The 19046-nt window shown below is 43.5% G+C and carries 13 protein-coding genes; 6 read left to right on the plus strand and 7 right to left on the minus strand.

The features are described 5' to 3' along the window. Nucleotides 1–149: 149 nt before the first annotated feature. Nucleotides 150–1349, minus strand: coding sequence for an enoyl-ACP reductase FabV (gene fabV, locus L3V32_RS20675; protein ID WP_012842298.1), 1200 nt, complete (start codon nucleotides 1347–1349; stop codon nucleotides 150–152). Nucleotides 1350–1431: 82 nt separating this feature from the next. After that, on the minus strand, nucleotides 1432–2034 hold the full coding sequence (tesA, locus tag L3V32_RS20680) for a multifunctional acyl-CoA thioesterase I/protease I/lysophospholipase L1 (RefSeq protein ID WP_005395483.1): 603 nt from the start codon (nucleotides 2032–2034) through the stop codon (nucleotides 1432–1434). Between tesA and L3V32_RS20685 the strand changes: the two genes are divergently transcribed. The 3 genes from L3V32_RS20685 to L3V32_RS20695 all read left to right on the plus strand — a co-directional run bounded on the left by L3V32_RS20685 (nucleotide 2033) and on the right by L3V32_RS20695 (nucleotide 6974). Next, nucleotides 2033–2725, plus strand: coding sequence for an ABC transporter ATP-binding protein (locus L3V32_RS20685; RefSeq protein WP_134645660.1), 693 nt, complete (start codon nucleotides 2033–2035; stop codon nucleotides 2723–2725). The two genes, tesA and L3V32_RS20685, sit on opposite strands and share 2 nt — an antisense overlap. Next, the gene (locus L3V32_RS20690) at nucleotides 2725–5181 is read left to right on the plus strand and encodes an ABC transporter permease (RefSeq protein ID WP_237285083.1); all 2457 of its coding nucleotides are present in this window, start codon (nucleotides 2725–2727) and stop codon (nucleotides 5179–5181) included. The genes L3V32_RS20685 and L3V32_RS20690 overlap by 1 nt, the downstream gene beginning before the upstream one ends. A gap of 353 nt (nucleotides 5182–5534) precedes the next feature. Continuing rightward, nucleotides 5535–6974 carry an FAD-dependent oxidoreductase gene (locus L3V32_RS20695; protein WP_237285084.1) on the plus strand — a complete coding sequence of 480 codons (1440 nt, stop codon included), beginning with the start codon at nucleotides 5535–5537 and terminating at the stop codon, nucleotides 6972–6974. A 27-nt stretch (nucleotides 6975–7001) separates the two neighbouring features. On the opposite strand, the gene L3V32_RS20700 is transcribed toward L3V32_RS20695, so the two are convergent. From L3V32_RS20700 to L3V32_RS20710, 3 genes are read right to left on the minus strand one after another with little or no spacing between them, the layout of a single operon-like run. Beyond that, a complete protein-coding gene (locus tag L3V32_RS20700) occupies nucleotides 7002–7937 on the minus strand; it encodes a biotin-dependent carboxyltransferase family protein (protein ID WP_237285085.1) in 936 nt (311 codons plus the stop codon). Continuing rightward, a complete protein-coding gene (locus L3V32_RS20705) occupies nucleotides 7934–8617 on the minus strand; it encodes an allophanate hydrolase subunit 1 (protein WP_237285086.1) in 684 nt (227 codons plus the stop codon). Before L3V32_RS20705 ends, L3V32_RS20700 begins: the two co-directional genes overlap by 4 nt. Then, nucleotides 8617–9372: a 5-oxoprolinase subunit PxpA gene (locus tag L3V32_RS20710; RefSeq protein ID WP_074190669.1), complete on the minus strand. Its 756-nt coding sequence runs from the start codon at nucleotides 9370–9372 to the stop codon at nucleotides 8617–8619. Before L3V32_RS20710 ends, L3V32_RS20705 begins: the two co-directional genes overlap by 1 nt. 319 nt (nucleotides 9373–9691) lie before the next feature. On the opposite strand from L3V32_RS20710, the gene L3V32_RS20715 reads away from it, so the two are divergent. After that, nucleotides 9692–11650 carry a diguanylate cyclase domain-containing protein gene (locus L3V32_RS20715; protein WP_237285087.1) on the plus strand — a complete coding sequence of 653 codons (1959 nt, stop codon included), beginning with the start codon at nucleotides 9692–9694 and terminating at the stop codon, nucleotides 11648–11650. A 54-nt stretch (nucleotides 11651–11704) separates the two neighbouring features. Continuing rightward, entirely contained in the window at nucleotides 11705–12721 is a 1017-nt protein-coding gene (gene galE / locus L3V32_RS20720) for a UDP-glucose 4-epimerase GalE (protein WP_139061102.1), read from the plus strand. A gap of 334 nt (nucleotides 12722–13055) precedes the next feature. Here galE and L3V32_RS20725 read toward each other — a convergent pair whose 3' ends face one another. Then, nucleotides 13056–15194 carry a TonB-dependent hemoglobin/transferrin/lactoferrin family receptor gene (locus tag L3V32_RS20725; protein WP_237285088.1) on the minus strand — a complete coding sequence of 713 codons (2139 nt, stop codon included), beginning with the start codon at nucleotides 15192–15194 and terminating at the stop codon, nucleotides 13056–13058. A gap of 232 nt (nucleotides 15195–15426) precedes the next feature. Between L3V32_RS20725 and L3V32_RS20730 the strand changes: the two genes are divergently transcribed. Continuing rightward, nucleotides 15427–16314 carry a LysR family transcriptional regulator gene (locus tag L3V32_RS20730; RefSeq protein WP_005395465.1) on the plus strand — a complete coding sequence of 296 codons (888 nt, stop codon included), beginning with the start codon at nucleotides 15427–15429 and terminating at the stop codon, nucleotides 16312–16314. A 76-nt stretch (nucleotides 16315–16390) separates the two neighbouring features. On the opposite strand, the gene L3V32_RS20735 is transcribed toward L3V32_RS20730, so the two are convergent. Further along, on the minus strand, nucleotides 16391–19024 hold the full coding sequence (locus tag L3V32_RS20735; protein WP_237285089.1) for a bifunctional acetate--CoA ligase family protein/GNAT family N-acetyltransferase: 2634 nt from the start codon (nucleotides 19022–19024) through the stop codon (nucleotides 16391–16393). Nucleotides 19025–19046: the final 22 nt, after the last annotated feature.

Genomic DNA, 19046 nt, shown 5'->3' on the forward strand with positions numbered 1-19046 from the left:
GTGAATTTAAAATGTAGACTGCTCTATCTTGTTCTCGGTTTTTAATTAAGTATAGGGTGGCTGGGGCTTGAAACAAAAAAAAGTCCTGAAAAGTGTTCAGGACTAGGAATAGTTATCACATATCTCATACTTGAAACAGATAACAAGCATTACGGTTTAAGCGATTTTAGCGACTCAATAGAAATGTCTTGCGAATAGTCGACGTCTTCAAAGTTAAAGCCATTTAGCTTCATAAACTCATCTTTAAAGCCTTGGTAATCACCAATCTCTTTAAAGTTATTGGCGTTCATTTGCTCTAAAAGAGCATGGACTTCTTGTTGTACTTGCGGGTCAAGCTCTAAGTCGTCTATTCGGATTAAACGTTCGCCGTCAACAGGCACTTTATCTTGATCGTACAATTTAGTGGTAAACAGTCGCTGCATTTGTTCAATACAACGTTCGTGAGTACCTTTTTCCTTCATCACTCGATAAAGTGCTAAAAGGTAGGGACTTAGCGCAGGAATGAACACACTGGCTTTCGTCACCAACGCCTTACACACTGTTGCGTAAGCACCGCCGTCAAAGTTGGCAAGTTTTAGATTTAACGAGTGACTTGTTTGGTGTAAATCTATTTTCGCTCGACCTAACGTACCATCGAGATAGATAGGGTGCGTAACGTCTGGTCCCATGTAAGAAAACGCGATGGTCTTGCAGCCTTGTGCAATCGAGTCGTTATTAATCAGTGTATCAATCCAGCTTTCCCAGTCTTCACCACCCATCACTTTGATAGTGGCTTCGGCCTCTTCCTCTGTTGCGGGAGTTAAAGTGGTTTCTACCCACTGATCGTTTTCCAGCATAATTGAAGCGCCAGTAACAGGCTCACCAATAGGCTTAATGACGCTGCGCCAAAACTCATCAGACTCTGGTTTAGGTCGAACACCCGTCGCTAAGCTATAGATGACTAAATCAACTTCACCTTCAAAGTACGTTTCAATGGCTTCAATCACCTGATTGCGGACGGAGTCAGAGAATGCGTCACCAACAATATTAATGGCGGTACGCCCCGCGTGATTTGCTTCTTGTTTAAAAAAGATGTTGTTATACCAACCCGCACTTCCAACGCCTTTGTCTGAAGGCCCGCGCTCGAAGGAGACACCAATGGTATCAGCTTTAGCACCTCCGAAGGTGAGGGCAATACGAGCCGCTAACCCGAAACCAGAGGAAGCACCAATAATCAAAACCCGTTTTGGACCGCTTTTGATCTGCGGGGCGTGTTTTACGTATTCAATTTGCTCTTTAATGGATGCATGACACCCGTATGGGTGAGCAGAGCGAGCAACAACACCTTGAATTAAAGGGTCTATTCGCATGTTGTTATCTATCCTCGATGAGTGGAATTGAAAATAGATTAACGTAAAGTTAAGTAAAACTTATTGAGCTAGACCATTAAAATTAGAGATGTTTAATTAATTCTTGAGCAACAAAGTCAGCAATCCAAGGCTGTGCATCAGGCTTTGGGTGAAGGCCATCATCCATCATCCACTCGGGTTTGATGACCACATGCTCCAAGAAGAATGGCATCAAGGTAACTTGTTGATGTTGTGCAAGCTTAGGGTAGATATCGTAAAACATATCGCTATAGCGCTTACCATAATTAGGTGGCACTCGAATTTGCATCATGACAACGTCCGCACCTGAATCTTTTATCATGGTAATCATTTTTGAGAGATTCGACGTAATAAGTTTAGGAGGGAAACCTCTTAGGCCATCGTTGGCACCTAACTCAATGAGCACCATATCAGGGCTGTGCTGGGTTAGCAGCTGTGGTAATCGAGCTAAGCCGTTGCCTGTGGTATCGCCAGAAATGCTGGCATTAATAACTGTTACATCTTGACCATGTTCTGACAACGCATCAGGGAGTAAGCTAGGCCAACTCTTTTCGATCGGCATCTGATAGCCCGCGCTCAGGCTATCACCTAAGACAAGTAGCTTTTCGCTCGCATGTGCAGTAGCGGAAAAACAAAAAAATAGAACTAAGGAAAGTATACGAATCATGCAAACACCTGTACTTAATGCACCTATTGTTCAAGCCAATTTGGTTTCTAAACAAGTCTCTACTAATCAAGAGCAATTAACAATCCTCAAAGATGTAAATGTTGACATCAGGAAAGGAGAAAAAATCGCCATCGTCGGTACTTCCGGTGCGGGTAAGTCAACGTTGATGACGTTGTTAGCTGGCCTTGATACACCAACATCAGGTGAAATTACCTTGTTAGGTCATGAGTTATCACAACTTGACGATGAAGCTCGCGCAAAAATTCGAGCTGACTCTCTAGGTTTTGTTTTCCAAAGTTTCTTATTAATCCCGAGCTTGAGTGCATTACGCAATGTCACGCTTCCTTGTCTTTTACGTGGTGAAGCCGAAGATGAAGCAAGAGCAGCCGAATTATTAACCGCTGTTGGATTGGAAAAACGTGTCGATCATCTTCCAAGTCAATTATCTGGTGGTGAACAACAACGTGTCGCGCTAGCACGTGCCTTTATGACACAGCCTGAACTGTTGTTCGCAGACGAGCCTACCGGCAATCTTGACCATCAAACCGCAGACAAAGTGATTGAGCTTTTATTCGATCTTAATGAGCAGCATGGAACAACGCTGATATTAGTTACACACGATGGTCATCTAGCAAGTCGATGTGACCGTATTTATCGTATGGAGGCGGGTGAGCTTAAGGAGGAGGTGTAATGTCTGCAGTATCATCAAGCGAAGCAACATCGACAGAAAGAAGCAGTACAATAAAACACTCGTCAAACAAAAGCCTAATACGTTGGAGTTTCGGCGAAATAAGACAGGGGAACCTTTGGCCTATTAGCGTTGCTCTTATTCTTGTGATTGCGAGCATCTTTGCGCTTTCTGCATTAGCGGAGCGAATGGAGCAGGTGATCGTCAAACAGGGGAAGGATGCATTGACAGCGGATGCGGTGTTTGTGTCTGCTAATCCTATACCTGACACGTTGTTATCCTCGACTGAAAACCTAGAGCGTTCGACGATGACACGATTTGCCACGATGGCATTTAGCGACAATGGTATGCAGTTGATTTCCGTAAGGGCAGTGGACGACAATTACCCTTTAATGGGAGAATTGGTACTAGACAACAACCCATCCGGTCGCGTTAAAGAGAACCAACTCTGGCTTGATGAGCGGATTATGGCTCAACTAGACGTCAAGTCGGGTGACAGCGTCACTATAGGCGATGCCGATTTTACGGTTTCAGGTGCAGTGCTAATGGAACCTGGGTTAAGCTTTAACCCATTTCAACAAATGCCTTCTGCATACATTCATCAAAAAGACGTTGAGAAAACAGGAGCGATTCAAGTCGGGAGTCGAGTTCAATACCGTCTGTTTCTACAAGCCGATGATAAAACGCTAAAAGGCCTGCAAGAAGATACTGTTCTTTCTCCTAGTGATCGCTGGCGCACGCAAGATACTGCCAGTCGTAGCAATGAGGTTTTTGAACGAACGACGCAGTATTTGTCTCTAACTGTTGCGATTGTCATCATTATGGCAGCGACAACATTGGTTCTTACTTGCCAAAACTATGTGAATAGTCGAACACAAACCATTGCGATGCTAAAAAGCCTTGGCGCAAGTCGACGATGGATTGAAAAATGGCTGTTTATTCAAGTCACAATCCTGCTCATTAGCGCCAGTGTCGTTGGGTTATTGTTGGGAAGTGGGCTGGAGTACTTGTTGCGCATTCCACTCAAAGACTTATTACCCGAGCCACTACCTAGTTACGGTGTCACTCCATATCTAGTGTCGTTTATCTCAGCGGTCCTGATCACCGTTCCTGCCCTTGGCATACCATTGTTGGGTTTGATTAAAACTCCAGCCTTAGAAGTGCTACAGCAGGGCAAAGCACAACGTTCTTGGAAGCGAATGTTGCTCGTTCTAGTCCCCGTTGTTCCATTACTTTTGCTTTATGCTGATAATACCTTAGTTTGGATTGTTCTTATTGGTATTGCTGTACTGTTTGTTGTGCTTGCTGCAGTGAGCGTCGCACTCACAAAATTGTTTGCGCGTATTTCAACACAACCAGCCATGAAGCTTGCGTTGAGTCGTATCAACCGCACGCCAGTAACTAGTGGCCTGCAGTTTGGTGCTTTGGCGTTGTCTTTGATGCTGCTATCTATTATCTGGCTTGTGCGCAGCGATATTCTCGCGGATTGGGAGAGAACCTTACCTGCAGACGCGCCAAATGTCTTCGCATTAAATATTGGTGATTACGAACTCGATAGCTACCTAGAAACCTTAGATAAAAATGGGGTTACACGGTCACAAGCATATCCAATTATTCGTGGTCGATTGACAGAGATTAATGGTCAAAACGTCAAAGAGATTGAATACGAAGGAGAAGGCTCTGACGCAATACGTCGTGAATTGAACCTTACGTGGGGAGACAGCCTGCCAGAGTATAATGATGTGCTTGCGGGTGAATGGACAAATAAAGGGAGTGTCTCCGTAGAAGCCGATGTAGCAAATGACTTGGGCATCGAACTTGGTGACAAACTGCGCTTTGTTATTAATAGCCAGAACTACGATGCGGTAGTAGATACCATTCGTTATGTTGAATGGCGTGATATGAAGCCTAACTTTTACTTTATTTTCTCATCCGACGTGATGGCTAATCTACCGGGTTCTTACCTCATCAGTTATAGAATTGATGAAGGGAACGAAGCACTATTAACGTCTATGTCTCGATCTCACCCAACGGTATCTGTTTTAGATATTCGTACCATGGGCGAAAAAATCCAGGATTTGATTCAACAAATCGTATCGGCAATCACTATTCTTGCTCTTTTAGGCGTGGTTGCGGGGTTGCTACTTATCTTTACGCTATTGAGATTAAGCTTATCCCAACGTCAGCAGGAGATTCGTTTGTATCGCACATTAGGCTCAAGTAAAAAACGGATCAATACGACTCTGTGGGCCGAATACGGCATTATGGCGTTGATAGCTAGCGGTGTTGCGGTATTCGCTGCGGAAGTTTGTGTGGCCGCGGTAATGACATATGGCTTCGATCTGAACGCACAAATTCACCCCGAATTGTGGATAGCTTTACCACTGGCAACATTTGTTACGTTGGCACTTGTCGTAATGAGTTTGTTGAAAAGATTGTTAACGCCAGTAAACACTTAATCACTGCAAATGTTATTAAATGCGGAACACTCCATGACACTTTTATTTTAGTTATCCACAAAAACAGTGGATAACTTTTGGGATAACTAAATGGGGTAAAAAGTGGGGTGTTTCTGCAGGCTTTGCGCCATGGGTCTTACAGTGAAATTGTTATTCACATAGGCATAAAAAAGTGTCTTCCTAACCATGTCGTCAAGTACTTTTTTTGCAATTTTTTTCTACTTTAACGCACCATAAAGGCGCAGTTGGATATTTCGCAAACCCATGAACTTTTTGTGATTTTAATCAAGCCCAAACACGAGTAGAATCCACCGTTAGTAAAGAATTTTCCTTATAAAATTTTTAGTGAAGCAATGAAGTCTGAGTTTCCAAATTACAAAGATAAGCACATCGCTGTTGTTGGTGGCGGTGTCGCAGGTGCAACAGCAGCAATTCATTTTGCGGAGCTGGGTTTTAAAGTTTCCGTAATAGAGAAGGGCGTATCACTGGTAAATGGTCCGCCCATTTGCCATTTACATGCAGGTGGCAACTTATATCGAGAGATTTCTGAGCAACAATGTTTAGATTTGTTAGCACAATCCATTGATACCGTTCGCCTATATCCGCTTTCACTGAATATTCGCCCGACGATCATTGCAGTCCCTTATTCTGATGGTGGAGACCCATCCGCACTTATTCCTCGACTAGAGGTGGTGAAAAATGCGTATCAAACGCTCGTTGATAAAGATGAAAGCAATAAAGTGCTTGGTGAGCCAAGTGAATACTACAAATTGTATTCAAAAGAGGCTCTAGAATCACTCGCACAACGTACCCAACCAAGTCACCCTGCAACCTTTGATGAGTGGTGTATTCCTTTTGCTCAACATGCTGATCTAGAAGCGCTAAAGTACCCAGTTGTGGCGGTTCAGGAATATGGCTGGAGTGTTTTTCGCCTTGCCGCAATTGCCAACTTAACGTTGAACGCTCTGCCAAACGCCTCAGTATGCACACAAGCAACGCTCAAACAAGCGGACTGGATGGGTAATCACTGGCAACTTGGTTACGAACGAGATGGCATTGATTATCTTATGACATGTGACTACTTGGTCAATGCATGTGGTTTTGAAACAGGATCCATTGACAATACCATCGGTGCCAAGCGTGATAGGTTAGTTGAGTTTAAAGCCGCTTACGTAACCAAGTGGGCAGACTGTCAACAACTGTGGCCAGAAGTTATTTTCCATGGACCGCGTGGAACTGATAAAGGAATGGCTCAACTGACCCCCTATGGTGATGGTTATTTTCAGCTTCACGGCATGACGAAAGGCATTACGCTATTTGAAGATGGCTTAGTTGAGAGTACGCCGTCCTCAGCTCAGCCCGAACTGCCAGTTCCTTTACTCTCAAAGATACGTAACGGTTGGCGAGAAGAAGTCTTAGAAGAACGAACCAATAATGCTATCAAACACATGGCACAGTTCATTCCCGACTATCACTCTGCTATCAAAGGGGGAAAAGCCCTGTTTGGTGCCCAGCAAATTCCTGGAACGGATCCGGTACTCAGGGCAGCCGACGTGACCTTTGAAGACAACCATTACGCACGAATAGAAGTGGTAAAAGCGTCATCAACACTACTCGCAGCGCAAAAAATGCTTCAGTTCTGGTTTGATATCGAACCTAACCAAAACGTGGAATCCCAACATCCTGTCGCAGTGCATTGGTCTGAACAAGAAATTGAGCAGTACGCGATTAAACTCACGCAAGAGCGAGACTATCCGCAAGCGTTAGCAGAGCGTTATGGGATGCCTGCATAACCGTTACGTATGGGCTCAGAGGTTGTACTAATATCCAAAAAACTGAGCCCATTGGCACCATACTTCTTGCAAGCCTTGTCTATCACCTTTCACAAAATTGACTTCTTGCCCAGGTTTCGCCTGTGCCAACCTTGGCAGGTCAATACGTGCTACACAGCCAAACTTAGGATAGCCACCGATGGTTTGGTGATCGTTGAGCAACACAATGGGATTACCATCGTTAGGAACTTGAATCGATCCTAGCGCAATTCCTTCCGACAGTACGCCTTCGTAAGGCGGTTTGATTTTGTTTCCCTCAAGACGGTAGCCCATACGATTTGAATCAGGGGATATGGTGAATCCTTTGCTATAAAAGGCTTGGCTAGCGTCTTCATCAAAGTCCTCATTTTGATAGCCTTCAATCACTCTCAGCTTGATAGGTAAGTTGTAATCCGGCTTAAAGCGAAATGTCATCAGCCTTGGTTTGTGTTTCGGTAAGTTATGAGGAAAAAAGGGAAGAATATCGCCTGCTTTTAAAGCGCCACCATTTGAGTCATAACCACCAAGAGATTCTCTCGTGACTGTAGAGGCACTTCCTAAGTGCTGAGCAATATCGAACCCACCTTTAACCGCAAGATAGGATCGAAGTCCATTTTTTGCGACTCCGAACTGCAGCTTCTGCCCCTTCTTCAACGTAAAGTCAGACCAATTTGAGATAGGCTCACCATCTACTTTTGCATTCAAATCACCACCACATATTGCAAGATGGCAGTTATGTAGTGCGACAAAGCAAGCGTTCCCCAAAGTAATTTCAATCGCTGCACAATTGACTACGTTACCAAGTAAATGGTTTGCCCAACTGTAGGCGTAATCATCTACGGGCCCACCTTGAGTCACGCCAATATGCGCTAAGCCAAAACGACCAAAGTCTTGAATCAAAGAAAGTGGCCCTGACTTTTCCACCAGCAATCCAGCGTAACTCATAGAACACCTCCTAACTCGATAAACTTTTGTTTGGAAATGGCATCAAACGTGACCTTGTCACCTACTTCAAACGGTATAAAAGGTGGCGTATCAGAGAAAAGGGGAAGCGGGCTTCTACCGATAATGTTCCATCCGCCAGGACTATCTGATGGATAGACGGCCGTTTTAGAGTCTGCGATTCCCACGCTTCCGGCTGGTACTCGCGTTCTTGGTGTAGCTAACCTTGGCATATGTAATTGAGTATCGACATCGGAGAGGAATGCAAAACCTGGAGCAAAACCAATCGCTGAAACCGCATACTCGGCTTGAGTATGTAAGGAAATGAGCGCGTCTAATGATAGTCCACGATCTTGAAAGCGGGGAAAATCTAGCGCGGTTTCTTCGGAGTAGTATACGGGAATAGTGATGTGGTTAGGTTGAACAAGGCTGAGCGATTGAGTATCAAACTTACTGATCATTTGATGCAGTTTATGCACTAAATCTTTTTCATTGATTCGAAAAGGCAAGTAATCAATGAGGATGGTTTGATAGGAGGGGACCACGTTCATAATGATTGACGCTAAAGTGTCTTTGATGTTTCGAGCAAGTTCTCCGACCGCATTTTCAGAGATATTCTCGTCAAACTTAATGAAAATACTGCACTCAGAGATCAAAGAGATACTAAATTTCTCTTTATGCATTAATTTCCTCCCGCGTATAGGCTTTGACGGATCTTTTGGATCAGCGCGATCGACTCTTCATTGTCACCATGAACACAAATCGTATCGGCTTCCAGTAAAATGTAGCCGCCAGAAGCGGTTTTGACACGCCCAGAGTCTGCTAACGTACGGACTTGCTCAAGTATCGCATGCTCATTCTTTAACACGGCATCAGGCTGTGTCCTAGGTGTAAGTAATCCGTCATCTTGATACAAGCGGTCTGCAAATGCTTCAAACAGCAAGGGAACGTCATAGTCATCTGCGATTTCTAAGTATTTTTCGTTTTCCTGTGACGCTAAAATCATTAACGGCACTTTGAATAAAGCTGCCGCCTTTACGACTGCTCTAAATATCGCATCACTTTTCATCATGTCGTTGTATAACGCGCCATGAGGCTTTATATAGCTGATATCTGTGTATTGAGCCCGACAAAGTGCCTGTAAAGCGCCTACTTGGTATATAACCATGTTAGTAATTTCATCACCCGTCATGTTTATACTGCGCCTGCCGAAGCCTTGGAGGTCGGCGTAGCCCGGGTGTGCTCCAATATCAACATCGTTGTCGTTGGCGAGAGTGATAGTGTCGTGCATGACATTAGGATCGGAAGCATGAAAACCGCACGCGATGTTTGCCATATCAACATGAGGCATAACATCTTCGTCTGCCCCCATAATCCAAGAGCCAAAGCTCTCACCCATGTCACAGTTCAATGTAAGTTGCTGTTTATTCAATGTCATACGTTTTATTTCTACACAAGCAATGGGTTCACGATGCAGGAAAATGCATCTAGGTTCAGTGACTCACTTCATTCTTCTATCATGAAAGCGAGGTTTATGATCTGATGGCTGACGAAAAAGATCACTTTAGTCCATAAAGATGTTGCCGTTATTTGAGTTGATCCGAATTTTAAGGTATTTCGTTCCTTTTCCATCCAATTTTTGAGAATTTAAGGTTATTTTGCATTGTCATCGTGTTAATCTTGTCGCCCTTAATGGGTAACAGATTGCATAACAACGCTTCTGTCATTTTTAGTGGTTGTCTGCGACAGGAATACATATGTCATTACGAGCAAAGCTTATTTGGCCAATTTTGGTCTTTATAACGGCTATCTTTGTTATCTCAAAAGGTTATACCTCGTATACTGCATACCAATCGTCTAAGCATGAGTTGGTCGAACAAACGAGAAAGTTGATTAACAATGTTTCTTTCTCAATTAAAGATGCGCTAACGACAAAGAACAAGCAAAAAGCTCAAACTACTCTCATCAACTTTTTAAACCAGCCAAATGTTACGCGGGTCAAACTTTACGACCAAGATGATCAACCTTTCGTTGTTCTTGAAGGAAGTGGGGTATCAGCTCCCGTCCCTAATCAAACTGAAAGAAGCAAGTTACACGCGCTAGGTTATGCCTTATCAGCCAAATTTCTTTATGTTCTAGAACCGATTATTCACGATGGTCGTGTCATTGGCAGTATGAGGGTTACGCTTTCCCATCGTCCAATCATAGAAGCCCACCAATCTTTACTTCAAGATGGTGCTGTACTTCTTCTGTTGCTGTTCGCTGGTGGCACTATCTTTTACATAAGTATCGATAGGCTTGTTCTCAAACCTGTCATAGAACTGAGTCATACGATAGAGAGTGTGACACACGGACAAAATACGGATACTCAAGTTCGCTATTACTCCAAGGATGAAATTGGAGAACTCGCACATTCCTTCAATCAAATGATGAACAAGTTGACAACACGCGAGAAACAGCGGCAACACTCATTAGAAATGTTAGAACAAAAGCGGGCGTTTTCAGAAGAAGTCATTGAATCTATTCAACATGCATTAGTTATTACCGACAACTTCGGGCGTGTTATTTACTGTAATACTGCGACTCGGCAGATATTTCAAAAAAAGTCAGAGGAACTTGAGCATGCCAATATCCGTGATCTAATTAAAACGAAAACACCGAATGAGCTGAGCCAAATCCTAAGTAGGGGGTTAGAATGCGATGATATTCACCTCAAAAATGCAGACAACGAACAGCAATTGAGTTTAACCAGTCGTCGTTTGTCCACACATGGATACTTATTGTTCTCGATTCAAGATATCACCGAAATTGAAGAGGCCATGAGCAGGCAGCGTGTTGCGGGGCGTGTTTTTGAGAGCAGCCAAGATGGCCTCATCGTTCTTAATCATCGAGGTGTTATCACAATGGCTAACCCTGCGGTCACTAAGTTAGTTGGACTAGAGATGGATCAGCTTATTGGGAAGTCATTTATCCAAACACTTAAGTGGCGCAAGTTGCAGGAAATGATGCCTAGCATCATTGAATCGATAGAAAACTACGGGGTATGGCAAGGGGAAGTTATTGAGCAGAACCATCTTGGCCAGTTTGTGCCGATGTTTGCAAGGGTTAATCGTATCGTTAAATGTGAAGACCATGGGTTCTACGACCTAGTCATTGTTCTTACCGATCTTTCTGGTGCAAAAGAGATGGAACGACTTGAGTACTTAGCTCATCACGATGCACTAACGGGGTTAGCGAATCGCTCCAAGTTCCATTTAGAGTTGGAAGAATTAGTACAACGGTCGGGATACTTACGTGACGAATTTGCGGTGCTTTACCTCGATCTCGATGGTTTTAAAGAGGTTAATGATACCTATGGCCATGACGCAGGTGATGAAGTTCTGAAAAAAGTAGCCGAGCGTCTAACATCTGCGACTCGACATAGTGATTTAATCGCAAGACTTTCGGGTGATGAATTTGTCATGTTGGTTAATCCTGCCAACCAAAAAGTCGTCACCCGAATTGCAGAACAACTGCTCGAAAGCGTATGCACACCAATCGAGTACAAAGGTAACTCGCTCAAGGTTGGCGTTAGCATCGGCGTAAAATTGGTCGGTGTTAATGAGCGAGATGCCACTCGAGTCTTAAAAAGTGCAGATACTGCAATGTATCAAGCTAAAAAAGCCGGAAAAGGCCAAGCAATATTAATGGGATGTGAATTGCAGGAGACAGTTTAAATCGTAACGTCAAAGCTTTAAACTAAACCCATTCGCGTCAGAAGGAATGATAAAATGAAAGTACTTGTTACGGGTGGTATGGGCTATATTGGTAGCCATACATGTATTCAAATGATCGAAGCTGGTATGACGCCAGTGATTCTAGATAACCTGTACAACAGTAAGTCTACGGTCTTAGAGCGCATTGAAAAGGTATGTGGCGTAAAGCCAACCTTCATCCAAGCCGATATCAGAGATAAATCGACAATGGTAGAGGTCCTAAAATCGCACGATATAGAAGCGGTTATCCATTTTGCAGGTTTAAAGGCCGTCGGTGAGTCCGTAGCAAAACCTCTAGAGTATTATGACAACAATGTGAATGGCACTTTGGTATTGGTTGATGCAATGCGCGAAGCTGGAGTTAAATCGTTGGTATTTAGCTCCTCAGCAACTGTCTATGGCGATCCTGCATCTGTTCCAATCACAGAAGACTTTCCAACTAGCGCAACTAACCCTTATGGACGCAGTAAATTAATGGTGGAAGAATGTTTAACGGACTTCCAAAAAGCGAATCCAGATTGGAGCATCACACTTCTTCGTTACTTTAACCCTGTAGGTTCGCATCCAACTGGTGAGTTAGGTGAAGATCCTCAAGGTATTCCAAATAACCTAATGCCGTTTGTTTCTCAAGTTGCGGTGGGCCGCCGAGAGTTCCTTTCTGTATTCGGTAGCGACTACCCAACGAAAGATGGCACCGGCGTGCGTGACTACATTCATGTGATGGACTTATCCGATGGTCACGTCGCTGCTTTGGAAAAAGTAGGTAACAAAGCTGGCCTTCATGTCTATAACCTTGGCACTGGCAATGGCTACAGTGTGCTTGAAATGGTGAAAGCATTTGAAACTGCAAGTGGTAAAAATGTTCCATACCAACTTGTTGAACGTCGTCCAGGCGATATTGCGGAGTGTTGGGCTGATCCATCAAAAGCAATGAATGAGTTAGGTTGGAAAGCGTCTCGCACTCTAGAAGAAATGACTGGTGATACATGGCGTTGGCAATCTAACAACCCTCAAGGTTACCCAGACGCCTAATCTTGATTTACATAATAATAACAAAAAGACGCATAATTGCGTCTTTTTTGATCCAAATCGGAAAAAATCGTAAATTACTGGTTAAAAGGTAGCAAGTCTATATAGAGCTGTTAAACTATGTCCGACTCTTAATTTGGGTTATAAATTTTCTCATAGCTATTGGGGTAGTTCATGGAACTCGGTCTGATCATCACTTTTATCATTGCAGCAGCAGTAATGGTGAAAAAAGAGATGGCAAAACAGTAAACTTTCATTTTTCATACTTTTCTTTACATTTTTGAAATGAAAGCCATAAAAAAAGCCAGCATTAAGCTGGCTTTTGTGTTTTTAAGGTTTAGAACTCGTATTTAACACTAATGTTGTAATTACGCTCAGCTTGCGTTTTATCTCGACTTAACTCAGTCTTACCGCGAACATCGTTCCAAAGATGGTATTCTTCATTCGTCAGATTCATAACACCAGCATGAATGGTTATATCTTTCATTGGTTTGTAGTACGCCGTTAAGTCAACGACTGTCGCAGACGGCAAAGCAACTTGGTCTTTGATTCCGCCTTTATCACCATCAGAGTTGATATCACTGTTCGATTTCTTAGCCGTGTAGTTTACTTTTAGGCTTGTCCCCCAAAGTGCATTTGGTGAATCGTAATTTACCGCTGCCACTGCATTCCATGGGTTGACGCTGTTCAATGGGTTACCATCACCATCTTCACCTTCTGTGTATGCTGCAACAAAACGAGTTGTCACGCCTGATGGAAGACCGGCAATAGCATGCCAATCAAGACGGTTAGAGAGCTCAACCCCTTTAATATTTGCTTCATTAATATTGATATTTGTGAATTCAGTTAAACCACCATTATTTGATGAAGTTTGCTCAATAAAGTCACTGTAATCGCTGTAGTAGAACGCCACTTCAGTTACCGACGCTACAGTGTTATGACGGTAACCAAGCTCATAAGATACACTCTTTTCAGAGCCTAAATTTGGGTTAGGGCGATTAATATAGCCATAAGACGGATTATCGTAGGTGTAATAAAGCTCGTCGAACGATGGCGCTCGAAACCCTTGGCTCACTTGCGCGAAGATCGTGCCAGGTTGCGATATAGAGTAAGTTGCTCCTAAACGACCAGTTAATGCAGAGTCGCTAAACTTCTCGAATGACTCTTCAGAGGTGTTGGAAGGATTAGTAGAGAAGTAATCGTAACGCACACCTGGAGTCAGAATTAGCTTGTCATTAAGAAGTGAAATTTCATCTTGCAAGAATAAACCAAAGCTTTCTTCTTTTGCATCCGGCGTGTAAACGTAAACGGTATCTGGCGTGCCGGGATCGGAATTCAACTCGCGATTGGTATTACTGATGTCACTATGTTTATACGATATTCCGTAAACAATATAGTGATTTTGAATCTCTTTATCTAACTGAGTTTCGAATTCAAATTTGTCTTCAGTATATTCGTAATCTTTTTTCTGTTGGTTGTCACCACTAGGCGGTACGTAAGGTGGATAACCTGGGCTGGCTTCGATAAAGCGATTAGACACGCCGTTTTCTTCTTTACCAATCCATGTAAGCTTGGACGTGATCGTATCCGAGATAGCTGCATCTGCAAACCAAATGTGCTTGAGCCCAATGCGATTTTGCTTGGTTGTGTCTTCAGCGTTGAAGTTTTTGTAACTTTTATGTGCGATCTCTGAGTCAGTCTCATTGTAAATAACTTCTCCCAAGAACTCCAAGCGATGAGCGTCATTCAATTGAGATTGAAGTTTTACCAATAGATCGTTTTTGTAATAATCTTGGTTGTCCACAGAATAGTTATCGTAAGGCGCCTTAGAGAAATTTTGTAGCTCTGCACCATCACGTCGTGTAAAGGCAACAAGTGCTTCTGTATTACCGAAACGCTTTGCTAAAGCTACGTGCTCACTAAAAGAGTTATCTTCCGATGAATAAGAAAGTTTTGCTTGACCGCCAAAGTCTTTACCATCTTTGAGGAAATCCTTCGGATCTTTTGTTTCGAATGCGACAACACCGCCAATTGCATCACTACCATGTAGGCTAGAAGCTGCACCTTTAACAATTTCGACACTCTTTAGCATATCAGGGTCAACGGTAACGGCACTAGAATTGATAAACGAATATGGTCCACCGCTGAATACACCTGGTTGAGATGCACCGTCTACTAATATTTTAACTCGTTTACCTTCCGTCCCGCGAATGTTAATACTTTGAACGCCTTGGCGTTGAGTGCCATTAACAGTAACTCCTGGCGTATACTCGAATAGATCATTCAAGTCCTTTACCATGTTTTCTTCGATTTCTTTCTCTGATACAACAGCAACAGAAGCCGCAACAGTGTTTATGGTTTGGTTGGTACGGGTGGCCGACACAACGACTTCTTCAAACTGAGAAGCTTCTTCCGCATAAGCAGTATGGGAAAGGGCAATCAGAATAGAGGCTGACAAAATTGTTTTTTTATACATTGGCTTCAATACCTTAGATCCATAATAGGTAACAACAAACGGGATATTAATGGATCTAAATAATAATTACTATCATTATCATTGTCATTTGTGGTTTTATCTTGAGTAGAACTCTTAGGTTATGAGCATTTCTAGTCTTTAGTTATCAGTGTGTTATATTGTTTAACGTTAGTTCTTGATAAGATCATCCAAATACAATCAATGTGACAAAAATCACATTAAGAGAGGCCATGTGCAGAGTCCAATTACGTTAGAAGCGCTCCATATTCTGGATGCCATTGACCGAAGAGGGAGTTTTGCAGCTGCTGCGAATGAGTTAGATAGAGCCCCGTCATCACTGAGCTATCAGATCCAGAAACTCGAGCAAGACTTAGACATCATTATCTTCGATCGCTCTGGCCACAAAGCCCATTTTACTGAAGCAGGAAAGCTCATCCTTGAAAGAGGACGAGCCATTTTACAAGCCAGTGAAAAGTTAGTGAATGATGCAACGTTATTGGCGAATGGTTGGGAACTGGATATTACCATTGCCTTTGATGGCATTATTCCTATATCCAATTTCTTCCCTATGGTTGATGCATTGGCTGAAGTAAGCTCAACACGAGTCAGACTGCAAGAAGAGATCTTGGCTGGTAGCTGGGAATCGCTGAATACAGGTAGAGCGGATTTACTGATTTGCCCATCACTGGATACACTTCCTCAAGAAGTCAAATCAGAAAAAATTGGTAAAATGAGCATGTTTTGGGTAGCGGCAGCTGATCACTATGTTCACAAGCGTAGTGGTAAGTTTGATGAGGCGGCGCGAGAAAAGTACCGAATCATTGCCATTGCAGACACTGCACGCGAACAACCTGCGCTCTCAATTAATATCATTCAAAAACAACCTCGCTTGACCGTCACCAACTTTACGGCAAAAGTAGATGCGCTCACTGCAGGTTTAGGCATTGGTACGTTACCAAGCCAAATTGCACAACCTTTGATTGATAGTGGCGTATTGAAGCGAATCGAAGGTACAGAAGAGCAGCCGATGGATATTATCTTAGCATGGCGCCGAAATACCATGGGTGAGGCGAAATCCTGGTGTATTCAATACTTGAAAAAGAATTGGAAACTAAAGTAACAACGTAACTTTTACTTCTTAGGTTACCATTGCTTATCGAATCTAAGAAGTAAAGTTATCGCTAATGCTTTATTTTTCAATTTAAAGGGAGCACCATATCTGCCGTACCATCGGCAAACTGAACATCGACTTCAAATCCCAGATTTTGAGCTAGCATCAACATCCCTCTGTTTGTAGGCATGGTCATTCCAGACATTTGCTTTGTGCCTTTAATCTTGCAATAGCTGATAATTTTCTGCATCAGCACTTTACCTAAGCCTTTTCCTTTCAAATCTGAACGAACCAAAATAGCAAACTCAGCATCACTATTATCTGGTGTAATCAATGCGCGGGCTACGCCTATGATAGACGGTCCGTCGGTATTAAACGCTACCGCTACAAACGCCATTTCGCGGTCATAGTCGATTTGAGTGAAGTTTGCCAAAGCCTCATGGTTGAACTCACCAACCTCAGAAAAGAAACGCTTATAGAGATCTTCTTTCGATACGCTATTAATGAATTGAGCATGCAGCGGCTCATCTTCAGGCAGGATAGGGCGCAGCAGGATAGGCTGTCCATCTCGAAGCGTCACTGTTTCGACAAATTCTGCCGGGAAAGGACGAATCGCCAGACGTTTTTGCGCATCTCCCTCGTATTTACACAGTGTGATGTCCGCATCGAGGATAGTTAAATCGCTTCCCGATACCAGCACTGGATGGATATCCAGCCTTTGTATTTCTGGCAACTCAACCGCCATTTGGGAGATACGAACTAAGAATTTCGACAACTCACTAATATCGAGCGCATCTTTGTGTTTCTGCAGACGAATCTTTCCAGACTTTAAAGCCACAACGACAAGGTAGCGCGCAAGCGTCATGTTCAAAGGAGGAAGTGCAGCGACGGCATCTTGGGCGATATTCCACTCCGAGCCGCCTTGACCAAGCAAGATCACAGGTCCAAAGACCTTATCTACTGCAATACTAATCCGTAGCTCTTCAGCGCTGCCGAGCTTTGCCATACCTTGCACCAGCAGACCGTGTACATTGGCAGAAGGGTAACTGAGCTTTACGGTATCTAAAATGGATAGCGCTGCGTTAGAAACTTCTCGACTGTTTCTTAAATTCAGGGCGACACCGTGTACATCCGATTTATGAGGAATGTCTGGAGATCGCAACTTAACCGCAACAGGGTATCCGATATTTTCTGCCATATGCACGGCTTCAATTTCGTCAGATGCAATCCATGTTGGCAGAACATTAAACCCGAACAGCTTAAATAATGGGCTGGTTTGATGCGTATCCAAGGTGACTGTATTTTTATCCAGTAGTCGTTCATTTACCCATTCTTTTGCAGAACTCACACTTCCAGAGTGCAATGGCTCAGCCGTCGTTGGCGTTTCCATTAATTGCTTCTGGTTTCGTCGATACTCAACCAAGTGCATGTATGCAACGACCGCACTTTCCGGCGTTCGATAGGTTGGAATGCCAGCTTGAGTAAATGCTAGTCGTGCCTCTCTCGACGTTTGTTCTCCTGACCAGTTGGTCAAGATATTAAAATGCTTATGCCGAGGGTGAGCCTTGATCGCCTCAATAACAGCTTGAGCAGTTTCAAGAGGGTCGGAAACTGCAGAAGGACTATGCATAATCAAGATCGCATCTGCACAGTCGTTATTCATCAGTGCGTTAATGGTATCAATGTAGCGTTTTTTTGTTGCGTCACCAGACAGATCAATCGGATTTCGAGCGCGCCAGTTGGACGGGAGTACAGTTTGTAATTGCTCAATGGAAGCGTCATCAAGCGTTGCTAGCTGACCACCACGTTCAATCAAAGTATCAACGGACATAACAGCAGGGCCGCCGCCATTGGTGATGATCGCTAAACGCTCCCCACGAAGTGGCACAGAATGCGTGAGTGTTTCTACCGCAGCGAAGAGCTCATGCGTATTGCTGACTCGTAACATACCAGTTCGACGAATGGCAGAATCGTAAATTACATCAAGCGTATCACCATCTTGCTGTTCGAAAGTATTCATCTCTTTAGAGCGGCCCGCTTTTAATACCAATATACGGCGGTTCCGTGAAGCAGCTCGCGCAGCAGACATAAATCGTCGAGCATCCTGGATGTTATCCACATAAAGCAGAATAGCTTCCGTATTCCCATCCATACTTAAGTAATCAAGCAAATCTGCAAAATCGATATCCTGTCCGCGTCCAATCGAAATGAACGAAGAAAAGCCAATATTCTTATCATTTGCCCAGTCTAACACTGTGGTACAAACCGCAGCAGATTGTGAGATGAACGCAATTTTTCCAGGCTTAGCCGCAACAGGAGAAAACGTGCAGTTAAAATTGTTCCAAGGCAAGATAATACCTAAGCTGTTCGGTCCTAAAACTCGAATATTCAATGATGAAATATTTAAAGGCTTAGCGTCATCAGAGATAACAATCGCAAACGGCGTGCCTCTCTCATCTAGCTCTTTAAGCAGTTGCTCGTTGCGTGAAACGTTCGTACATAAAATCGCAATATCTGGCGTATAGGGTAGGGAAGCCACATCAGGGTAGGCTATAACTCCGGATACCGCTTTGTATCGCGGCGTTACTGGCATAATCGCGCCACCAAATCCACTTTGTAGAAGGTTACGCATAACGACATGCCCTGCTCGCAATGCTTTTTGAGATGCACCAATAACGGCCACAGAGTTGGGTTTAAAGAGTTTATGTAGTTTATTCATGCTGACTCCTAGCCGTTTGCAA

This window comes from Vibrio sp. J2-4 (genome assembly GCF_021728155.1).
GTDB lineage: Bacteria > Pseudomonadota > Gammaproteobacteria > Enterobacterales > Vibrionaceae > Vibrio > Vibrio diabolicus.